Origin of the sequence: Blastococcus sp. Marseille-P5729 (assembly GCF_900292035.1) — a bacterium.
Lineage (GTDB): Bacteria > Actinomycetota > Actinomycetes > Mycobacteriales > Antricoccaceae > Cumulibacter.
Genome location: NZ_OMPO01000001.1, coordinates 83,446 through 101,719, shown reverse-complemented (window position 1 = coordinate 101,719; position 18,274 = coordinate 83,446). Strand labels below are relative to the sequence as shown.

The 18,274-nt window shown below is 68.9% G+C and carries 18 protein-coding genes; 9 read left to right on the top strand and 9 right to left on the bottom strand.

Going from position 1 to position 18,274, the window contains the following annotated elements:
- Positions 1-30 precede the first annotated feature (30 nt).
- Complete coding sequence (locus DAA40_RS00470) at positions 31-2,211, top strand: alpha/beta hydrolase (protein WP_106847797.1); 2,181 nt, start codon at positions 31-33, stop codon at positions 2,209-2,211.
- Here the strand turns inward: DAA40_RS00470 and DAA40_RS00465 are convergent.
- The 5 genes from DAA40_RS00465 to DAA40_RS00445 form a co-directional block, all read right to left on the bottom strand.
- Positions 2,200-2,835 (bottom strand): response regulator transcription factor, encoded by a 636-nt coding sequence (locus DAA40_RS00465; RefSeq protein WP_106847796.1) that lies wholly within the window; start codon positions 2,833-2,835, stop codon positions 2,200-2,202. The two genes, DAA40_RS00470 and DAA40_RS00465, sit on opposite strands and share 12 nt — an antisense overlap.
- Entirely contained in the window at positions 2,832-4,028 is a 1,197-nt protein-coding gene (locus DAA40_RS00460) for a sensor histidine kinase (RefSeq protein ID WP_106847795.1), read from the bottom strand. Before DAA40_RS00460 ends, DAA40_RS00465 begins: the two co-directional genes overlap by 4 nt.
- 6 nt (positions 4,029-4,034) lie before the next feature.
- A complete protein-coding gene (locus DAA40_RS00455) occupies positions 4,035-4,673 on the bottom strand; it encodes an MBL fold metallo-hydrolase (RefSeq protein ID WP_106847794.1) in 639 nt (212 codons plus the stop codon).
- Positions 4,674-4,792: 119 nt separating this feature from the next.
- The gene (locus tag DAA40_RS00450; RefSeq protein ID WP_106847793.1) at positions 4,793-6,574 is read right to left on the bottom strand and encodes a long-chain fatty acid--CoA ligase; all 1,782 of its coding nucleotides are present in this window, start codon (positions 6,572-6,574) and stop codon (positions 4,793-4,795) included.
- Between the two features lie 121 nt (positions 6,575-6,695).
- Entirely contained in the window at positions 6,696-7,706 is a 1,011-nt protein-coding gene (locus tag DAA40_RS00445; protein WP_106849169.1) for an amidohydrolase, read from the bottom strand.
- A gap of 66 nt (positions 7,707-7,772) precedes the next feature.
- On the opposite strand from DAA40_RS00445, the gene DAA40_RS00440 reads away from it, so the two are divergent.
- The 3 genes from DAA40_RS00440 to DAA40_RS00430 all read left to right on the top strand — a co-directional run bounded on the left by DAA40_RS00440 (position 7,773) and on the right by DAA40_RS00430 (position 10,357).
- The gene (locus DAA40_RS00440) at positions 7,773-8,726 is read left to right on the top strand and encodes an arsenic resistance protein (protein ID WP_106847792.1); all 954 of its coding nucleotides are present in this window, start codon (positions 7,773-7,775) and stop codon (positions 8,724-8,726) included.
- Between the two features lie 105 nt (positions 8,727-8,831).
- Positions 8,832-10,034, top strand: coding sequence for an RtcB family protein (locus tag DAA40_RS00435; protein ID WP_106847791.1), 1,203 nt, complete (start codon positions 8,832-8,834; stop codon positions 10,032-10,034).
- Entirely contained in the window at positions 10,019-10,357 is a 339-nt protein-coding gene (locus DAA40_RS00430) for a hypothetical protein (protein WP_106847790.1), read from the top strand. The genes DAA40_RS00435 and DAA40_RS00430 overlap by 16 nt, the downstream gene beginning before the upstream one ends.
- A 26-nt stretch (positions 10,358-10,383) precedes the next feature.
- On the opposite strand, the gene DAA40_RS00425 is transcribed toward DAA40_RS00430, so the two are convergent.
- On the bottom strand, positions 10,384-10,698 hold the full coding sequence (locus DAA40_RS00425) for a hypothetical protein (RefSeq protein ID WP_106847789.1): 315 nt from the start codon (positions 10,696-10,698) through the stop codon (positions 10,384-10,386).
- Positions 10,699-10,786: 88 nt separating this feature from the next.
- On the opposite strand from DAA40_RS00425, the gene DAA40_RS00420 reads away from it, so the two are divergent.
- Entirely contained in the window at positions 10,787-11,425 is a 639-nt protein-coding gene (locus DAA40_RS00420; RefSeq protein WP_158716145.1) for a hypothetical protein, read from the top strand.
- On the opposite strand, the gene DAA40_RS00415 is transcribed toward DAA40_RS00420, so the two are convergent.
- Together DAA40_RS00415 and DAA40_RS00410 are read right to left on the bottom strand one after the other, a co-directional pair.
- Positions 11,422-12,372, bottom strand: coding sequence for an NADP-dependent oxidoreductase (locus tag DAA40_RS00415; RefSeq protein ID WP_106849168.1), 951 nt, complete (start codon positions 12,370-12,372; stop codon positions 11,422-11,424). The genes DAA40_RS00420 and DAA40_RS00415 overlap by 4 nt on opposite strands.
- Before the next feature lie 166 nt (positions 12,373-12,538).
- Complete coding sequence (locus tag DAA40_RS00410) at positions 12,539-13,426, bottom strand: UbiA family prenyltransferase (RefSeq protein ID WP_106847787.1); 888 nt, start codon at positions 13,424-13,426, stop codon at positions 12,539-12,541.
- Between the two features lie 158 nt (positions 13,427-13,584).
- Between DAA40_RS00410 and DAA40_RS00405 the strand changes: the two genes are divergently transcribed.
- From DAA40_RS00405 to DAA40_RS00395, 3 genes are read left to right on the top strand one after another with little or no spacing between them, the layout of a single operon-like run.
- On the top strand, positions 13,585-14,706 hold the full coding sequence (locus DAA40_RS00405; protein WP_234356174.1) for a type III polyketide synthase: 1,122 nt from the start codon (positions 13,585-13,587) through the stop codon (positions 14,704-14,706).
- The gene (locus DAA40_RS00400; RefSeq protein WP_234356173.1) at positions 14,703-15,221 is read left to right on the top strand and encodes an isoprenylcysteine carboxyl methyltransferase family protein; all 519 of its coding nucleotides are present in this window, start codon (positions 14,703-14,705) and stop codon (positions 15,219-15,221) included. The genes DAA40_RS00405 and DAA40_RS00400 overlap by 4 nt, the downstream gene beginning before the upstream one ends.
- On the top strand, positions 15,218-16,261 hold the full coding sequence (locus DAA40_RS00395) for an NAD(P)/FAD-dependent oxidoreductase (RefSeq protein ID WP_106847785.1): 1,044 nt from the start codon (positions 15,218-15,220) through the stop codon (positions 16,259-16,261). The genes DAA40_RS00400 and DAA40_RS00395 overlap by 4 nt, the downstream gene beginning before the upstream one ends.
- Positions 16,262-16,340: 79 nt before the next feature.
- Here DAA40_RS00395 and DAA40_RS16915 read toward each other — a convergent pair whose 3' ends face one another.
- A complete protein-coding gene (locus tag DAA40_RS16915) occupies positions 16,341-16,439 on the bottom strand; it encodes a hypothetical protein (protein WP_370430635.1) in 99 nt (32 codons plus the stop codon).
- Between the two features lie 137 nt (positions 16,440-16,576).
- Between DAA40_RS16915 and DAA40_RS00380 the strand changes: the two genes are divergently transcribed.
- Entirely contained in the window at positions 16,577-18,265 is a 1,689-nt protein-coding gene (locus tag DAA40_RS00380; RefSeq protein ID WP_106847783.1) for a thiamine pyrophosphate-binding protein, read from the top strand.
- Positions 18,266-18,274: the final 9 nt, after the last annotated feature.

Genomic DNA, 18,274 nt, shown 5'->3' with positions numbered 1-18,274 from the left:
AGCGCGAGAGAAGGTCGGTGAGGGCCCGGGATGGATCACGAGGCGGCGGAGAATTCATCGGACGGCCAGCGCCTCGGCGCGTCCGGTCGGCGTCCGCGACGTGCGCGGCGTGGCCCGTGGGTCGGTGCCGCGATCGCGATGGCGATCGCCGCGGCGGCCCTGTGGTGCTGGAGCATGACGGACCAGTGGATGGAGTCGGCACCCGGCGCCTCCCTGCGGATCACCGCGGTCAACCTGGCCATCCCGGTGACGATCGGAGTCATCGTCTGGGCGGCCTGTCGCTTCCTGGTTCGCCGTCGGTGGCCTCGGGTGCCTTCGCTGTACATCGCCGTCCTCGCCGCGTCCCTGGTACTGCTGCTCACCCTCCCCGCGGGCGTCAGCCGGACTGCGTGGCTGGTCGCCGTCGTCGTGATCGTCTGCGTGGCCAGCCTCGTGGGCGGCGCCACCTGGGCATTGGTGTGCGGCACTCGCTCACGCGGACGCACCGTGACGGCTCTGGTGGTCGCGTCGCTCGTGGCGATCGCGGTAGTGGTGTGGCTGACCGTGCCCACCGGGACTCCGCCGGCCCCGCTCGACGCGGGCTCCTCGGACATCCCGCCCGTGCCCGACCTGTCGACGCCCGGTCAGGCCGACGTGCAGACGCTGACCTACGGCTCAGGCGATGACAAGCTCCGTGAGGAGTACCGCGACGTGGCCTTCACGACGCCCACCGTCGACCTCAGCGATGTCGTGACGCGCTGGTCCGACGGGGCCGGCGCGGATCGTACGGCCCTGTGGGGCTTCGACGCCACCGCCCTGCCGCTGAATGCCCGGGTCTGGTATCCATCCGGAGAGGGCCCCTTCCCGGTCGTGCTGATGGTGCACGGCAACACTGGCAGCGTGGAGTTCTCCGAGGGTGGGCTGGCATATCTCGGCGAGCAGCTCGCCAGCAGGGGCACGATCGCGATCTCGATCGACGAGGGCTTCCTCGCCACGACCTTGCTCGATTCCGGCGGCGGCATCGGCGGCGCCGAGGTGGCGAGGGCGGTCCTCGCGCTGGAGCATCTCGTCATGCTGCGCGACCAGCCGACGGATCTCGGGCCGTTGAGCGGGAAGGTCGACCTCTCCCGCGTCGCGCTGCTGGGGCATTCCCGAGGAGGTGAGGCGGTCGCGGTGGCCTCCGCCATCAACGACCTGGGCGCCTTACCGGACCATCCGTCGCACGCTGTCGACTACGGGTTCGCCATCGAGGCGGTCGTCGCTCTCGCGCCGTCCGACGGCCAGTACCAGCCGGACGGCGAGAAGGTCTACCTCTCCGACGTCAGCTATCTGGTGATCCAGGGCAGCCACGACGCCGACGTTGCCAGCTTCGGCGGAAGCAGCCAGTACGCGCGTACGACGCCTGGCGGCGGCCAGCTCAAGGCGTTGCTCTACGTCGGAGGAGCCAACCACACCCAGTTCAACACCCTCTGGGGGCGCCGCGACATCGGGTACGGGCTGCCGAAGATGTTCATCGACACCGGCGCACTGATCGAGCCCGAGGAGCAGCGCACGGTCGCGTTGGGATATGTGACCGCCTTCGTCGAGACGACCCTGCTCGACAACGACCAGAGCGCGCTGCTGGAGGACTACCGCGCCGGCTCGCAGTGGCTGCCGGAGACGCGCTACATCTCGCAGTACGCGGCAGGCGGATCGATCGAGCTGCTCACCGGGCAGGAGGACGACGTCGAGGAGACTGCCACGCTCGACGGCGCCTCCGTCGTGACCAGCGGCGGAGGGTCGTGGGATGAAGGGCCAGTGGAGCTTCGGTGGGGAGCGGGTGACAATCGCGTCGTTTCCGTGACGTGCAAGGGATCTGACACGGTCGAGGTCGCTGTCGAGCTGCCCGCGCCGCTCACCCTTCCCGCCGCAGGAACAGTGAGCGTCGACGCGGCAGTCGACTCGGGCGAGGAGCTGGTTCCGGTGCAGCTCGTCGTGACGGACGCCGCGGGTAACGAGGCCACCGCAGACTTGCCCGGCGGGGCTCCCCCGCCGATCGCCGGCGACACTCTCAAGGCAGGCTGGATGCAACCGGGCGCCCTAGTAGAACCGGTGCTGCAGACGAGCACCGCGCCGCTGGCCAGTCTGGCCGGCATCGATCTGGCTCAGGTCACCCGTATCGCCGTACGGGCCGCCTGCAGCGGACAGACCGTGCTGATCGACAACCTCACCGTCGACCCCTCAGCGTCGTAGGTACGCATGGGCGATCAGCCCGGCCTGGGTGCGGTTCTGGCAACCGAGCTTGTCGAGCACCCGCGACACGTAGCCCTTGACCGTGCCCTCGGACAACCCGAGCCGCGCCGCGATCGCGCTGTTCGAGCTGCCCTCGCCGATGAGGACGAGCACCTCCCGCTCCCTGCGAGTCAAGGTGCCCAGAGCCTGCCGCATCCCGGGATCAGCACCGGCCCGCCCCGCCGTCAGGCGCCGCGTCGCCTCAGGCGCGAGCACCGAATGGCCCGAGGACGCAGCGCGTACCAGGGCGATCAGGTCGGACGGCGCCGTCGACTTGAGCAGAAACCCCGTGGCGCCGGCGTCCATCGCGCCGAGCACGGCGTCATCACTCTCGAACGAGGTGAGCGCCACGACCTTGCTGGGCAGATTCAGTCCGCTGATCCGTCGGGTGGCTACCACGCCGTTCACTCCCGGCATCCGAATGTCCATGAGGATGACGTCGGGCCGGAATCGGACTGCGTCGTCGACGGCTGCGGCGCCGTCGTGGGACACGCCGATGACCTCGATGTCCTCGGCATCCTCGAGGATGGTCGACAGGTACCCGCACACCATCGGATCGTCGTCCACGATCAGCAACCGGATCACGCGTCGTCCCCTCGTCTGGCATGAACGCCGATGCGGCCCCGTGGGCTCGGCGGGCCTGAGATCGTGTGGTGCGGCACCGATGCAGAGAGCAGGTAGCCGCCGTCCGGCTCCGCCCCCGATTCCAGGGTCCCGCCGAGCAGCCGCACTCGCTCGCGGAGCCCGGTCAAGCCGGCCCCCGCGCCGGTCGAGCCGAGCCCTCGATCGTCACCGGCTGCGGCCGGTTCGTTCCGCACGCGCACGAGGCTCTGATCCTCGTCGTGACTGACGATGATCTCGACCGCGGCGCCCGGCGAGTGCTTCGCGGCGTTCGTGAGGCCCTCCTGCACGATGCGATCCACGGCGCGAGCAGACGGGTCGCTCATCGCTCGCGGCGCTCCGTTCACCTCCAGGTCCACGTCCAGGCCTGCCCGGCGGGCGGCCGCCACGATGTCGATGACGGTGGTCTGGGCATGAGCAGTGGCCGACCCCGGCTCCTCCTCACCCGGCTCCCGCAGCGCGCTCACCAGGCCGCGAAGCTCATCGAGCGTGCGGATCCCCGTCTGTCGGAGCTGGTCGGATGCGCTGCGTACCGCCGGATCCGGCGCGCTGACACCGATTGCACCGGCCTGGAGCACCATCATGCTCACCCGGTTCGCGATCAGGTCATGCATCTCCCGGGCGATCCTTGTCCGCTCGTCCGCGACGGCGCGCGCCGCCAGCAACGCCTGCTCACGCTCGGCTCTTTCCGCCCGATCAGCGAGCGCGTCCACCAGAGCACGACGAGCGGTCACGTACAACCCGATCACGAACAGCGCCACGAGCACGACCGGTCCGGTGAACATGTCCTCGAGCTTCCATAGCTGGGCCCCCAGCATCCAGGATGCGAGCACAGCGACGAAGGCAAGTACCGACCGCCATCCCAGACCGAGATGCGCGCCTAGTGAGTAGGCGGCGATCGGCGAGGCCTGGGTCGGTGAGACGAGGTTCAGCACCACGTTCACGAACGCAACGCGAGCGGGGTGGCTTCGGCGCCACCACAAGGTCATGGCGCCGGCCAGCTGGACGAGGACGCAGATCCAGAGGGCCGGCTGCAGCAGGCGTCGTTCGGTGCCCGGGAACAGCAGTTCTCGTCCGACACCCATCACCGCAGCGAGCAGAACGAGCACGAGGTCGAGCCCTCGCGCCTCGCGATCGGTCAGGGTGCGGCGCCGCATGCGCGCTCAGACCTCGTGAGCCTGACCGTCACGCCAGTCGAGCACCTCGGTGTCCGACATGTCAGCAGTCCGCGATGTGTACAGCCCCCAGCCGCGCTCGTTGAGCAGGCCGTCATGGATCGGGAAGGCGCGCGGCGCACCGACGGCACGCACGAAGTCGATGTGCTCCTTCAGCGCCGCCCAGGGGCCCATGACCGGCAACGCGAGCAGGTCGACGCCCTCCGGGCAGACCGCGAGCGAGTCGCCGGGGTGGAACAACGTCGGCTCACCCTCCGCACGAATGAGCACGCCGACATTGCCGATCATTGGGATGTCCCGGTGGATGATGGCGTGCTCGCCACCGACCGCCGCGATCTCCACCGCCCCGACGGTGGCCCGCTCGCCGCTGGGCAGCGCCGTGGCGCCGGCCAGGTCGACTGCCTGGGGTACCGACGGCTCGCAGTACACGCGTGCGCTCGGGTTTGCCTCGAGCAGGCCGGGCACGTGCTCGGCATCGACGTGGTCGGGGTGCTGGTGGGTGATGACGACGGCGTCCAGCTCGGTGAGCCCATGCCATTGGTCGCTGAAGCTGCCGGGGTCGATGAGGATTCGGGCCCCGGCGGTCTCGACGAGGACGGCGGCGTGTCCAAGGTGGGTGATCTTCATGAGCCAAAACTAACCGAACGACGGAGTATCTGCTCGGCGCTCGTCCGCCGTCCGGCCGGAGCGTTGGCGCCTATGCCACCGATATCAGTGGCGTAGGCGCCAACGCCTCGTGGATCTGCTCAGCCGTCGGCGTACATCGCCTCGATCTGGTCGTGGTACTTCTGGGTGATCGGACGACGGCGCAGCTTCATCGTGGGCGTCAACTCGTCTCCGGCGGGAAGCCACTCGTGCGGCAGCACCGTGTACTTCTTGATCTGCTCGACGCGCGCCAGCTTCGAGTTCGCCTCCTGGACGGCCTCATCGATCGCGGCCAGCAGCCGTTCGTCCTTCGCGAGCTCTTCGGGAGTCGAGCCCTCGATCCCTTGCGCAGCAGCCCATACCGGCAGCGACTCGGGGTCAAGCACGATCAGCGCCGTGTTGTACGGGCGGTTGTCCCCAATGGCCACGGCCTGACCGATCAGCGGCGAAGCCGTCTTCAATCGCGACTCGATCATCGCAGGGGACATGTTCTTGCCCATCGAGTTGATGATGAGCTCCTTCTTGCGATCGACGATGGTCACGTAGCCGTCCTCGTCGATCGTCGCGATGTCCCCGGTGTGCAGCCAACCATCCACGACGGTGTCGCGGTTCTGCTCGGGAAGGTTGCGGTAGCCGACCATGACGACATCACTCTTGAGCAGCAGCTCGCCGTCGTCCCCGATCTTCAGCTCCACGTTGTCCGGCGCCGTGCCGACGGTGCCGATACGGATGTCCTCGGGCGGGTTGGAGGCGCCCAGCCCGGCGGTCTCGCTCATGCCCCAGATCTCCGACACCGGCACGCCGATCGCGTGGAAGAACTCCAGTACCTCCGGCGGGGTCGGTGAGGCGCCCACGTTCGCGGTCGAGACCTCGTCCAGCCCCAGCCGCTGCCGCAGCCCCGCGAAGAGGGCGGCGTCCGCCTTCTCGACGATCGCGGCCAGCTCCGCCGGCACCGGTTGCTTGGACTGCTCCAGCTTGACCTTCTTGATAGCCGCCTGCAGGGCCCCGCGAGCCTGCTCGCCCTGCTCGCCCGGGATGGCGGCCAGGCCCGCCTCCACCGCGGACTTCATCTTCTCCCAGACCCGTGGGACGGCGAAGAACCACGTGGGTCGGACCTGCGGCAGGTACTCGCCGACCAGCCGTGGGTCGGGACAGGTGGTGACCTCCGTGCCGTACTTGAGCGGCAGGTAGTGATGCGCCATCCGCTCGGCGATGTGCGCGGCCGGCAACCAGCTGATGACGCGCGACGGATCGGGGAAGACCGCGCGCCCTTCGGCGCCTTTGAATGCGGCCAGCACATTGGCGTGGGAGAGCTGAACACCCTTCGGATTGCCGGTCGTGCCGGAGGTGTAGATGAGCGTGATGATCGTCTCGGGGGTGAGCGCCTGCACCGAGGCGTCGATGTCGAACTCGCTCCCTCGGCCCATCTCGATCACCTGATCCATGGTGCGGACGTCGTCCGAGCCCTGGCCGTCGACGACGATGACGTGCTTGATCGACGGCACGTTCGCGCGCACCTTCTCGATCACCGGCAGGAACAGTTGCTCGGTGAAGACCACGCTGACCTCGGCGTCGTTGAGGAGGTACTCGATCTGCTCGGGGGCGAGGGTCACGTACACCGACGTGGTGGCCGCGCCGAGCATTACGCCGGCCAGGTCGGCGACGTGGAACTCGGGCCGGTTGAGCAGCATCAGGGCGATCTGCTGGTCGCCGTCCACCCCCAGCTCGTGCAGCCCCTTGGCGAGGTCGTCGACCGTCTGGCGTAGCTCGCTCCAGGTGTACTGCACGGCAGGTACTCCGTCGCGCTCGAGAGAACGGAACGCGATCTGGTCGGGCCGCTCGGCGGCGGTGGCGCGGAAGACATCGGCGACGGTGGTGCTCATGCGGGGCTGGCTCCTCGGCTCGGCGGAAGGTGATCCTAAGTTACTTGAATCACACCGGCCCGTCACGCGCGGGCGACCAGCCCGTACCGGGTGCTCGACCGACCGCAGACAGCGTGGAGGATCAGGTCGTGTCGACCCGGTAGACGCGTTGGGCGGTGTCGTGCAGTAGCGCGCGCTGCTCGGCCTCGGAATACTGCGAGGCGATCTTCTTGAATGCGTTCCAGAGCACGACATAGCTGGTCGACTCGCGGTCGACCGGGAAGTTCGACTCGAACATGCAGCGCTCCGGCCCGAAGCGCTCGATCGCGTACCGGATCGGCTCGCCCCACGCGGCGACGAGATCGTCGCTGCTCGGTGCGACGGGATTGTTCTGGAAGCCCATGCCGAAGACCTTCATCCCGATGCCGCCGAGCTTGATCACGACGTTCTCGCATCGCGCGATCTCATCGATCCGCGGCCGCCACTCGGCGAGGACCTCCTCCCGCTGACCCTGCCGCTTGCCCACGGCGAGCGGGCCGCCGAGGTGATCGAGGACCATCGTGCAGTCGGGGACGGCGTCCGCGAGCTCGGTGAGCTCGGGGATCTGCGGCTGGTACAGCCACGCATCGAATGTCATGCCGCGCTTGGCCAGCTCCCGCACGCCGTCGTGAAACTGCTGCTCGCGCATCATGCCGGGCGCCGGCTTGGTGTGCGAGCGGTGGACCGCGGGGTCGTCGGCGTACGCCGTCGCGTGCCGGATTCCCCGGAACAGCCCTGCCCCCGCCTCAGCATGTGCGTCGAGAACCCGGCCTGCCTCGGCGCCGAGCATCATGTCGGCGTGCGACACGATTCCGCCGATGACGGCTCCACCCGATTCGCGGGTCTCCCGGGCCGCGCGCAGGGCTCGCTCGGTCTCGCCGAGGGCCCGAAGCTCACGCGGGCCGTCGGTCCGGTAGTCCCAGACGCAGTCGATGAACACGGTCGCGACGATGTCGTGGCCCGCACCGGTGTCCTCGTGCAGCTGCGGGACCAGGTAAGGCTGCAATCCCGGCGCATCCCAGAGGTGGTGGTGCGGGTCGATAATCGGCAACCGCGGGCCGATCGCCTCCTCGGTGTGGCTGGCCAGATATTCGGGATCCCACGTATAAGCCATGTCGGTACCGTAGGCCATCGGTGTGGCAGTGGCCATCGAGGAACGGGCGGACAGGAAGCGGTTCAGGTGAGCAAGCAAGGGCTGGAGCGAAACCAGTTCTGGTGCTATCTCGCTGGTCTGGCTGCGGGTCTGCTCGTGGGCCTGACTACCCCGGGCGCCGCCAACGTGCTGGAGCTTGCGGTCTGGCCACTGCTGGCGGCGCTGCTGTACGCCACCTTCCTGCAGATCTCGCTGCGCTCGATCCCCGCCGCCTTCCGGGATCGGCGCTTCATCCGCACAGCCCTGATCGGCAACTTCGGCATCATGCCGTTGATCGTCTGGCTGATCACCCGGGTCGTGCCGGACGACGACGCGTTGCGTCTCGGTCTCCTGCTCGTGCTTCTCGTGCCGTGCACGGACTGGTTCATCACCTTCACGCACCTCGCGGGTGGTGACGCTGCGCGGGCGACGGCGCTGACTCCGGTGAGTCTCGTCGTCCAGCTGGCACTACTTCCCATATATCTGTGGCTGATGGCGGACGCCGAGCTGTCTGGGGTGCTGTCTGCTGCGCAGATCTGGCCGGCCGTGCTGGTGGTGCTCTGCCCTCTCGCGCTCGCTGCGTTGACGGAGGTCTGGACCGCACGCGCAGCGCGCCGCGCCCGGCTGGCCAGAGCTGCGGCGTGGTGGCCTGTCCCCCTGCTGGCGCTGGTGATCTTCGCGGTCGCTGCCGGTCATGCCGACGAGGTTGTTGCGGCCGCCGCGGTGCTTCCCGTGGTGGTGGCCGCCGCTGGCGGCTATCTCGTGATGAGTCTGATCGTGAGCTGCCTGCTGTCACGCGCCGTGCGACTCCCGAGCCCGCAGGCCCGCACGCTGGCGTTCGCCCTCGGTACCCGCAACTCGTTCGTCGTCCTGCCTGTCGCGTTGTCGCTTCCGGCCGGCTGGGAGCTGACAGCGGTCGTCATCGTGATGCAGTCGCTCGTCGAGCTGCTCGGCATGATCGGGTGGCTGCGGTTGGTGCCGCGCGTACTGCGGCCTCGATAAACCAGTCGACGCCAACCGCCCGGGGAATTATCGTCATCAGGTCTGGTTTGCCTATAGAAGAGGAAATCCCGGCCCAACCGAACCGGGCCGTCGGAGAACAGGGTGATGACGATCAACGCAGCATTCCCGGCCCACCTCGATGGCGCCGCGGCGGACACGCTGATGTGGCTGTCCGAGGCCGACCTCGAGCCTGCCGCAGCGGAGCAGATTCGGAACGTCTCACGGCTGCCGTGGGTGCACGGCGTCCGGGTCATGCCCGATGCCCACCTGGGCAAGGGCGCCACGATCGGCACGGTCCTAGCGATGCGCGACGCCGTCTCGCCGTCCACCGTCGGTGTCGACATCGGCTGTGGCATGGAGGCGGCGCGTACGTCGCTGACCGTGGACGATCTTCCCGACAGCCTGCGGGCGCTGCGCCGCGCGCTCGAGTCGGCCATCCCGGTCGGGTTCAAGGCGCACCGCGACCTGGTCGATCTGCGCCGCCTGGGACAAGACCGCGGCTTTGACGAGTTCTGGCAGCGGTTCGCCGACCTACACCCCTCGGTGCAGAGCCGCGAGTCGAAGGCACTCGCCCAGCTCGGCACGCTCGGCGGCGGTAACCACTTCGTGGAGCTCTGCGCCGACGAGTCCGGCCGCATCTGGCTGACCCTGCACTCCGGCTCACGCAACATCGGCAAGGAGCTCGCGGAGCGGCACATCGAGATCGCCAAGGGCCTGGCGCACAACGAGGCGCTCCCTGATCGCGACCTCGCGGTGTTCCTGGATGGCACGCCGCAGATGGCGGCCTACCTGCGCGATCTGCACTGGGCTCAGGAGTACGCCGCCCGTTCGCGCGGCGTGATGCTTGCGCTGTTCAAGCAGGTGCTCGTTCAGCAGTTCGCCGGGCACCGGGTGCACTTCGATCAGGAGATCAGCTGTCACCACAACTATGTGGCGCACGAGCGGTACGACGACGTGGACCTGATCGTGACTCGCAAGGGTGCGATTCGCGCGGGCAAGGGTGATCTCGGGCTGATTCCGGGTTCCATGGGAACCGGGTCGTACGTCGTCCGCGGGCTGGGTAACCCCGCGTCCTACACGTCTGCATCGCACGGCGCGGGTCGTCGGATGAGCCGTAATGTCGCGAAGCGGCGGTTCGACACCAGCGATCTGGCTACCCAGACCGCGGGCGTGGAGTGCCGCAAGGACGCCGGCGTGCTGGATGAGATCCCGGCGGCGTACAAGGACATCGATGAGGTGATCGCCGCACAGACCGATCTCATCGAGCCGGTCGAGCGGCTGACGACCTTGGTGTGCGTGAAGGGCTGAGCGGCCTTGCCGTGCGTGAAGGGCTGAGTGGCCTGCGGCCGACAGCCTTGTGCCTACCCGCGCGCGAGTATCTGGCGGACGACGCCGCGGACTGGAAGGGCAACCTGCTCAACAGCAGCGCCCCGCGGCCGATCACCCAGCCGCCGGCGATCGTGCGCACCGGCTACGACGGGATCCCGGACAACGACCTCGTGCGGATCTCCGAGCTCAGGTACGCCTCCGGCTGTCACCTGAGCGAGACTGAGCTGCGGGACAGCGCGGAGAACTGGGTGTGCGACGCGATCGCCGGGGGCATGTCGAGTCATCGTTGGCGAGCCTGGTGAGCCGGCCGCTCAGACCGCCGGTCGGCTCAGCACGACCACGGTGTCGAGTGCCGGCCGGTCCCGGCCCTCGACGTGCCGCTCAACGATCTCGGCTCGCTCGACTCTCGCGTCACGCTCAGCCCAATCGATGACCTGCTCCGGGTCGAGTAGTCCAGCGCCGTCATCCGCCAGCCGCGCTCGACCATCCACAAGGCGTTCCGGCCTTCACCGGCCGCGATGTCGATCGCCGAGCCAGGGGCGAGCGGCTCGACGACCTGGCGCACCCAGACGTTGGGCTCGATCGACCACACGAGGTCCGATTCCAAGTAGCGCTCGTCCCAGCTGGCAGCGTCGTTCACCATGGCCTCACCTAAGTCAGCGGTACCGATGGGAACGGGGTGGGGCGACAACGTGTCCTAGCCTCCACTGCACGCACTGGGGAGGTTTCACGTGAGAGTCGCTGCCGGTGTCGTGAGCCTGCTCGGAGCGGTGCTCATCGGAATCGCGTGCACGGTGATCGACTGGGGCGGGGGCACCAACTTCGTTGAGTACTCGACAAGTGTCTTTCGCGACGACGAGGGAGCTTCGCTTCCTCCGCTGTTGGACTGGTTCGTCGTGATGGGCTGGATGGTCCTGATTCCCGTGGCGATCTTGGGAGCGGTCTTCGCGGCGTGCTCGGGATCGCAAGGCCGCCGGGTGGCGGCGGTCGTGATGGGCGGACTCGGTGTCACGGTCCTGGTGCAGGCCTACCGTGCATGGCGTTTCGAGTGGCCCCTGGGTGGGCAGTCCGGCGAGCAGGTGGCGGTCTACAGCATTGCTGGGTGGTGTGTGCTGCTGGCCGTGCTCGGTGCCCTTGGCCTCGGCTGGCTCGGTGGGTTTGTGGCGTTGGCTGCCGCGCTGGTCTCGCTCGGCTTCTTCGTCTGGCTGCTCGTGACCACATCGACGATGCCGGCCGGCGCGCTCGCCGCGGCTGGGCTCGGCGTCCTCGCCGCCGGCTCGCTGCTGTCGATCGCCGCAGCGGGGCGCGACCGGTTGACCTCACAGGGACCAGCTGCCGCCTCCCGCGCAACCGTCGAGCCAATGCGTTAGAACTCGAGGATGATGCGGCCTCGGACGCCTCCGCGGCCGAGCAGTTGCTGCGCCTCGGTGGCCTGCGCGGCAGGGAAGGTCTGGGCTACTCGAAGGCTGAGCACGCCGTCCTCGGCTTGCTGACGGAGCGTGTCGAGTGCTGCGTGGTTCTCCGCATAGTCGCGCACCAGCACGGGAAAGAACTCCAGCTCGCGTTCGCCGTTCCCTTTCCAGAAGCGTACGGTGACGACCTTCCCGTCGTCCTTCAGTGCCGGCAGCACCTTCTCGTGCAACAGGGCGCCGTCCGCGAGGCCGTCGATACCCTCGGGGAAATGCTCTCGGAAGCGCTCCGCGACGTCGTCCCCGCGACGGACGACGATGTCGGCGCCCAGCTCGCGTACCAGTTGCTCATCGGCCTCGGATGCATCGGCGATCACGGTCAGCCCGTCGGCCTTGGCCAGCTGGACGACGTAGCCGCCGAAGGCTCCTGCCGCGCCCGTCACAGCGAGCACGTCTCCGGCGCCGAGCGACATCAGGTCGAGGGCTCGGCGGGCGGTCAGGCCGTTCATCGGCAGGGACGCCGCCTCGGGGTGGCTCGAACCCCGCGGTGCGTGCGTGACCGAGGCGGCCGGCAGCACGATGCTCTGTCGATAACCGCCATGATCGTGGTCCGGGACGACGATGCCCATCACGCGGTCACCGACCTGGACGCCGGTATCGACGCCATCGCCGACCTCGTCGATGACACCCGCGACGTCCATGCCCGGTACGTACGGGAAGCGCGGCTGTTCGCTGGGGCGCACCCGAGTGCCGGTCGGGATGAACGTGTCCGTCGGGTTCACGGCGGCCGCGTGTACCCGTACCCGCACCTGACCGGGGCCAGCGTGCCCGACCGGGACCTCCACGACCTGGAGCTTCTCCGGACCTCCGAACTCCATCACGCCGACGGCGCGCGTCATCTCAGTCATCTGGCATCCCTTTCGCTCATCCGCCCACCCTATGAAGTCTTCGTCGACCTCTACGAGGCCACCGTCGACGACATCACCTTCGACTTCCCAGAGGGGCATCCAGCCGCCGCCCTGGCGCCCACCCAGCCGCTCGACGTTCCCTCGATCCTGTACGGGGATGTGACCTTCACCTAGTCGATGGGCCCCGTCGTTCGCGATTACCTGGCCGACGGTTGGACCTCGTAGCCCCCGATCCAGCCGCGCCGCTCCGGGCAGCAGCGATCAGCGTGAGCGCGTCCACGAGCGCCGCAGCGGCTGCGGCGTAGAAGGGGGCGGTCCCCCGCCCGACGGCGACCACCGAGCCCAGCCCGCCCGTGATTGCGCCGAGTGCTGCCCGTCCGGACCGTCCGAGCGCAACCTCCCGCTGCGCCGCGGCGCCGGCGGCCGCGAGGCAGGCCGCCGCCGCGGAACGGATCTGGCGGTCGCTGAGCCGGTGGGGCAGGCCGTGCACGCCCGTACGGCGATCGTCGGCGAGGTCCGGCAGCACGTTGAGCAGGTGCGCGGAGATCCCGAGCAGGGCGCCCGCGACCGACCTGGTGGCCGGCGCCGTCCGCGGCGGTACGTCGCACAGCGTCGGGACCTGAGGCAGCGCACCGAAGGCCACGGCGTACGGCACGAACGATGCGGGGGTCTGCTTGAGCCCCAGGTTGTAAGCCCATCCCGATCCGACGAGGACGCCGTGGAGCGCCCCGGCGCGGCGTCCACACAGCGATGAGAGCACCACGCAGGTCGATGCCGCCACCCCAATGGCGAAGCGGACAACCCGCGGGGACAGGACACCGGTCGCCAGCGGCTTGTCCCGGCGTCCGGAGAGTGTGTCCCGTCCATGATCGATGAGGTCGTTGGACCACCCGATGGTGAGCTGACCGCTCAGGACGGCACCGGTGAGGGTCAACAGGCGTCGCGCGGGAAGCCGGGCGGAGGCGCCCAGCACCGCGGCGAGCGAGGTGACGACTGCGGTCGGGCCGGGATGAGCGGCGGCGACCAGGTGGCCGACAGTCGATCTGGCGGGCATCCCACCAGGCTAGACGGCGAGCAGCGGCAGCCTCCGTGCGGCGGCTGCCGCGTCCGTGGGTGGTCGCATCGGGAGGTGCTGATCGACGGGTAACGTGAGCGCATGGGTCCGCTTGAGCCGAAGGTCGCACACCCAGCCAGACTCGACGACGAGGACTCATGAACCCTTCCACCGCACCACCCACCCCACCTCTTCCGATGCTGGACGGTGAGCAACCCGGGGTCCTCGCGTGCCGCGGCGTCGTCGCGGACCACCGCTACGCGCAGGGCGAGCTCACCGCCGCGGTCGCAGACCTCATCGGCGCCGACGGCCGAACCCGGCGCACCCTGGAGCGGCTGCACGACAACGCCGGCGTCAGGCACCGCAGCACTGTCCTGCCGATCGAGGCGTACGGCGTCCTCGACGGGTTCGACGCGGCGAACGACGCCTTCATCGACCGAGCGGTCGAGCTCGGTGCGCGCGCCGTCACCGACGTGCTGGACGCCGCAGGGTTGAGTCCATCGGACGTCGACCTGTTGGTGAGCGCGACCGTCACCGGCCTTGCCGTTCCCTCTTTGGATGCCCGGATCGCCGCTGTGCTGGAAATGCGGTCTGACATCAAGCGCGTACCGATCGTCGGGCTCGGGTGCGTCGCAGGGGCAGCCGGGATAGCGCGGGTGAACGACCATCTACGGGGCCGACCGGATGAGATTGGCGTGCTGCTCGCGGTCGAGCTCTGCAGCCTGACCGTGCAGCCCGGGGACCGGTCGGTGGCCAACATGGTCGCGAGCGGATTGTTCGGCGACGGAGCCGCCGCCGTGGTGCTATCTGGCGCCCGCACTCCGCACCCGAATCGACTTGCGATCCTCGAGACCCGCAGCCGGCTCTATCCCGACACCGAACGGGCGATGGGATGGGACATCGGCTCGTCTGGGCTGAAGATCGTTCTGGGCGTGGAGGTTCCCGAGCTCGTACGCACCCACCTACGGGCGGACGTCGACGACTTCCTCGGTTCGCTCTCCCTGACGCGAGCGGATATCGACTGGTGGGTCGCTCATCCGGGCGGCCCGAAGGTGCTCGAGGCCATGCAGGAGGCGCTGGAGGTCCCCCGCGACGCGCTAGGCGTCACCTGGGAATCGTTGGCCGAGATCGGAAACCTCTCGTCGGCCTCCGTGCTGCACGTGCTGGCCGACACCCTTCGCGATCGCCCTCCGGCGCCCGGGTCACTCGGCATGATGCTGGCGATGGGTCCTGGGTTCTGCCTGGAGATGGTGCTGCTGAAGTCGGTCGACGCCACGTGAGCGCATGGCTGTTCACCGGCCTGATCGTCCTGGTCGGTCTGGAACGACTGGCCGAGCTCATGGTCAGCAAGCGCAACGCAGCGTGGTCGTTCGCGCGCGGCGGGTACGAGGTCGGCCGCGGACACTACCCGTTCATGGTGGTGCTGCACACCGGATTCCTCGTGGCGGCGGTCCTCGAAGTGTGGCTGCTCGATCGCTCCTTTCACTGGTGGGGCTGGATAGCGCTGCTGATCGTCGTCCTGTCCCAGGCGCTGCGATGGTGGTGCATCGCCACCCTCGGGCACCAGTGGAACACCCGCGTGATCATCGTGCCGGGTGCTCGCCGCGTCGTCGGCGGGCCCTATCGTTGGATGCCGCATCCCAACTATGTCGCCGTTGTCGCCGAGGGCATCGCACTACCGATGGTGCACAACGCGTGGCTGACCGCACTCGGCTTCACCGTGCTCAACGCGGCACTGCTCACGGTTCGCATCCGCACGGAGAACCAGGCGCTTAGCGCGCTGTCGACCACATGACCGCCGACCTGGTGATCGTCGGCGGCGGCCCGGTGGGGTTGGTGACCGCGCTCTACGCACGCCGCGCCGGCATGTCACCGGTTGTGATCGAACCGCGCCACGCGCCGATCGACAAGGCGTGCGGCGAGGGCATCATGCCCGCCGGTCTGCAGCTTCTTCGCGATCTCGGCGTCGATCCACCCGGCGTGGACATTCTGGGCATCCGCTACGTACGCGAGACCGCGCACGCCGACGCCACGTTCTCGGGCGAGCCCGGCCGCGGGGTCCGGCGGACGACGCTCCACACGCACCTTGACGATGCCGTCGCGGCCGCGGGGATCGAGGTCCGCCGCGTGAAGGCACTGGGCGTGACCGAGCGGCAAACCTCGGTAGCTATGGCGCTGAGTGACGGGACATCGCTCAGCACCGGTCTGGTCGTCGGCGCCGACGGGCTGCACTCGACAGCGCGACGTTGGGCGGGCCTGGCGACGGAATCGCCGCGGCGGCGCCGACGCCGCGGGCTGCGAACGCACTTCGCCGTCCGGCCGTGGACCGACATGGTCGAGGTCTACTGGGGTGCCAGGTCCGAGGCGTATGTGACCCCGGTGGCCGACCGGCTCGTGGGCATCGCGATCCTGACCCGGGACGTCGGTGGCTTCGACGAGCACCTGGCGGAGTTCCCGCTGCTGCGCGACCGGCTCGCGGGCGCCGGTGCGGGATCCGAGGTCCGCGGTGCCGGGCCGTTGCGGCAACGGGCCCGCCGTCGGGTGGCCGGCCGGGTCGCACTGGTCGGGGATGCCGCCGGGTATGTCGACGCGATCACCGGCGAGGGACTGACGGTCGGGTGGCGTCAGGCGCGCGAGCTGGTGGGATGCATCGAGCGCGGGGATCTCGCGGCCTACGAGGGCCGGTGGCGTCGCGTCGTACGTCGCAGCACCCTGCTGACCGGCGGCTTGGTGGTGGCGACGTCGATCGCACCGGTCCGCTCGCTCATCGTGCCTGCGGCCCAGCGCGTACCTCGGGTGTACGGCGCGCTCGTCGATCTGGCGGCCCGGGGCTGAGGGCGGCGCTAGCTCTTGCCCTTCTGGGTGAACGACGCGATCCGCTCCTGCATGTCGGGGCCACGCCCCTGGGTCTCCATCACCTCGTACTGCAGTCCGGCGTCAAGTGCAGCACCACACACCGTATCGACTCGTCGTGCTTGACCTCCTCGATGATCTTCCGAAGACGCCGGAACATCTCGACCGCCAGGGCGTTCAGCTTCTCCGGCCGGTTGAGGGTGAATCTAGACCACCGCGCGACGGCGCCCTGCGGTTTGACCACGGGTAGGACCCTGATGTCCGTTGCCAGTCCGCCCCGATGAGGAGTGAGCGCAGATGGCCGAGCAGCATGCATCGACCGAAGCGAGCGACATCCCGGCCTCCCAGCTGAAGACCGATCCCGGAACCGGTGGCGACGTGCTCGTGTCGTTGATGCGCGACGCGGGCGTCAACGTGGCGTTCGGGGTCATCAGCATCCACAACATCCCATTGGTGGAGGCGATCGACCGCGACCTCCGGTTCGTGCCGGTTCGTCATGAGGCCGCCGCGATCAACGCCGCAGACGGCTTTTCCCGCGCGACCGGACGCATTGGCGTCGCCATCACCTCGACGGGCACCGGCGCCGGCAATGCCGCCGGGGCAATGCTCGAGGCGTTGACCGCACAAAGCCGCGTCCTGCACGTAACCGGCAACATCGCCTCCGAGCATCTCGGCGAGGGCCGCGGCGTCTACCACGAGGTACCCCGTCAGCTGGACATGCTGGAATCGGTATCGGCGCACGCGCTCCGGATCGACAAGCCCAAGCTCGCCAGGCGCGTACTCACCGAAGCCATCCATTTGCTCGGGTCCGCTCCGCACGGCCCTGTCAGCGTGGACTGGCCGATAGACCTGCAGTACACCGCCGATCCCGCCAAGCAACACAAGCCCCGCAGCACGGAACCGGAGATCGAGGAGCCGTCCCGCCGCGACATCGCGAAGGCAGTCCGCGTCATGCGGCGCGCGAAGCGTCCTCTGGTCTGGGTCGGCGGCGGCGCTCGCGAAGTCGGTCCCGCGATCACCGAGCTCGTCGAACAGTGGGGCGCCGGCGTACTCAGCAGCGCCAACGGACGGGGATCGGTCCCGGAGGAGCATCCACTGCTGATCGGTAACTTCGCCTCGGACGAGGCGATCGAGCAGCTGATCGAGGACGCCGACTGCCTCCTCACCGTGGGCAGCCACCTGCGCGCCAACGAGACCAAGAACTTCGAGCTCCCACTGCCCAAGCGGCACGTCCAGATCGACCTGAACGCCGACGCACTGGCACGCAACTTCCCAGTCACCATTGGTATCCAAGCCGATGCACGCAGCGCCGTTCCAGCGTTGCTCGAGGCGCTGGAGAAGCCTTCCACGGACGCCGAGTGGGCCGGTCGGGTGCGCGCCGCCGCGCAGGCCGCGCGAGACGACCACCGCGGCGAGATCGGCGCCTACGCGCAGATCTGCGACTCGATGCGTGCGCGGCTGCCGCGTCCCTCGCCGATCGTCCGCGACGTGACGATTCCCGGGAGCTCCTGGGGCAACCGGCTGCTGCCGATCTACTCCCCGACGACCAACATCTTCGCTGCGGGTGGCGGCATCGGCCAAGGCCTGGCGATGGCGATCGGGTCGGCGATCGGCGTACCCGACGCACCCACGCTCGCACTGATCGGCGACGGCGGGTTGGCGGTCCACCTCGGCGAGCTGTGCACACTCGCCGATCAGCAGGCCCCGGTCATCGTGGCGCTCTTCAACGACGGCGGGTACGGCGTACTGCGCAACATGCAGACCGCCAAGGACTCGCCACCCCGGGCGGTGGACCTGCGCACACCCGACTTCGCTCAGCTGGCGGGCTCGCTCGGACTCGCGCACCGACGGGTCACGGACGCTACTGCCTTCGATCAAGCACTGGCCGACGCCGTGCACCGCGCGGGTCCGTCGATCATTGAGATCGACGGCGCTGCACTCGATCCGCAGCCGGAGCCGTTCGTGCCACCCACCGAGGCCCCCTAGGCCGGAACG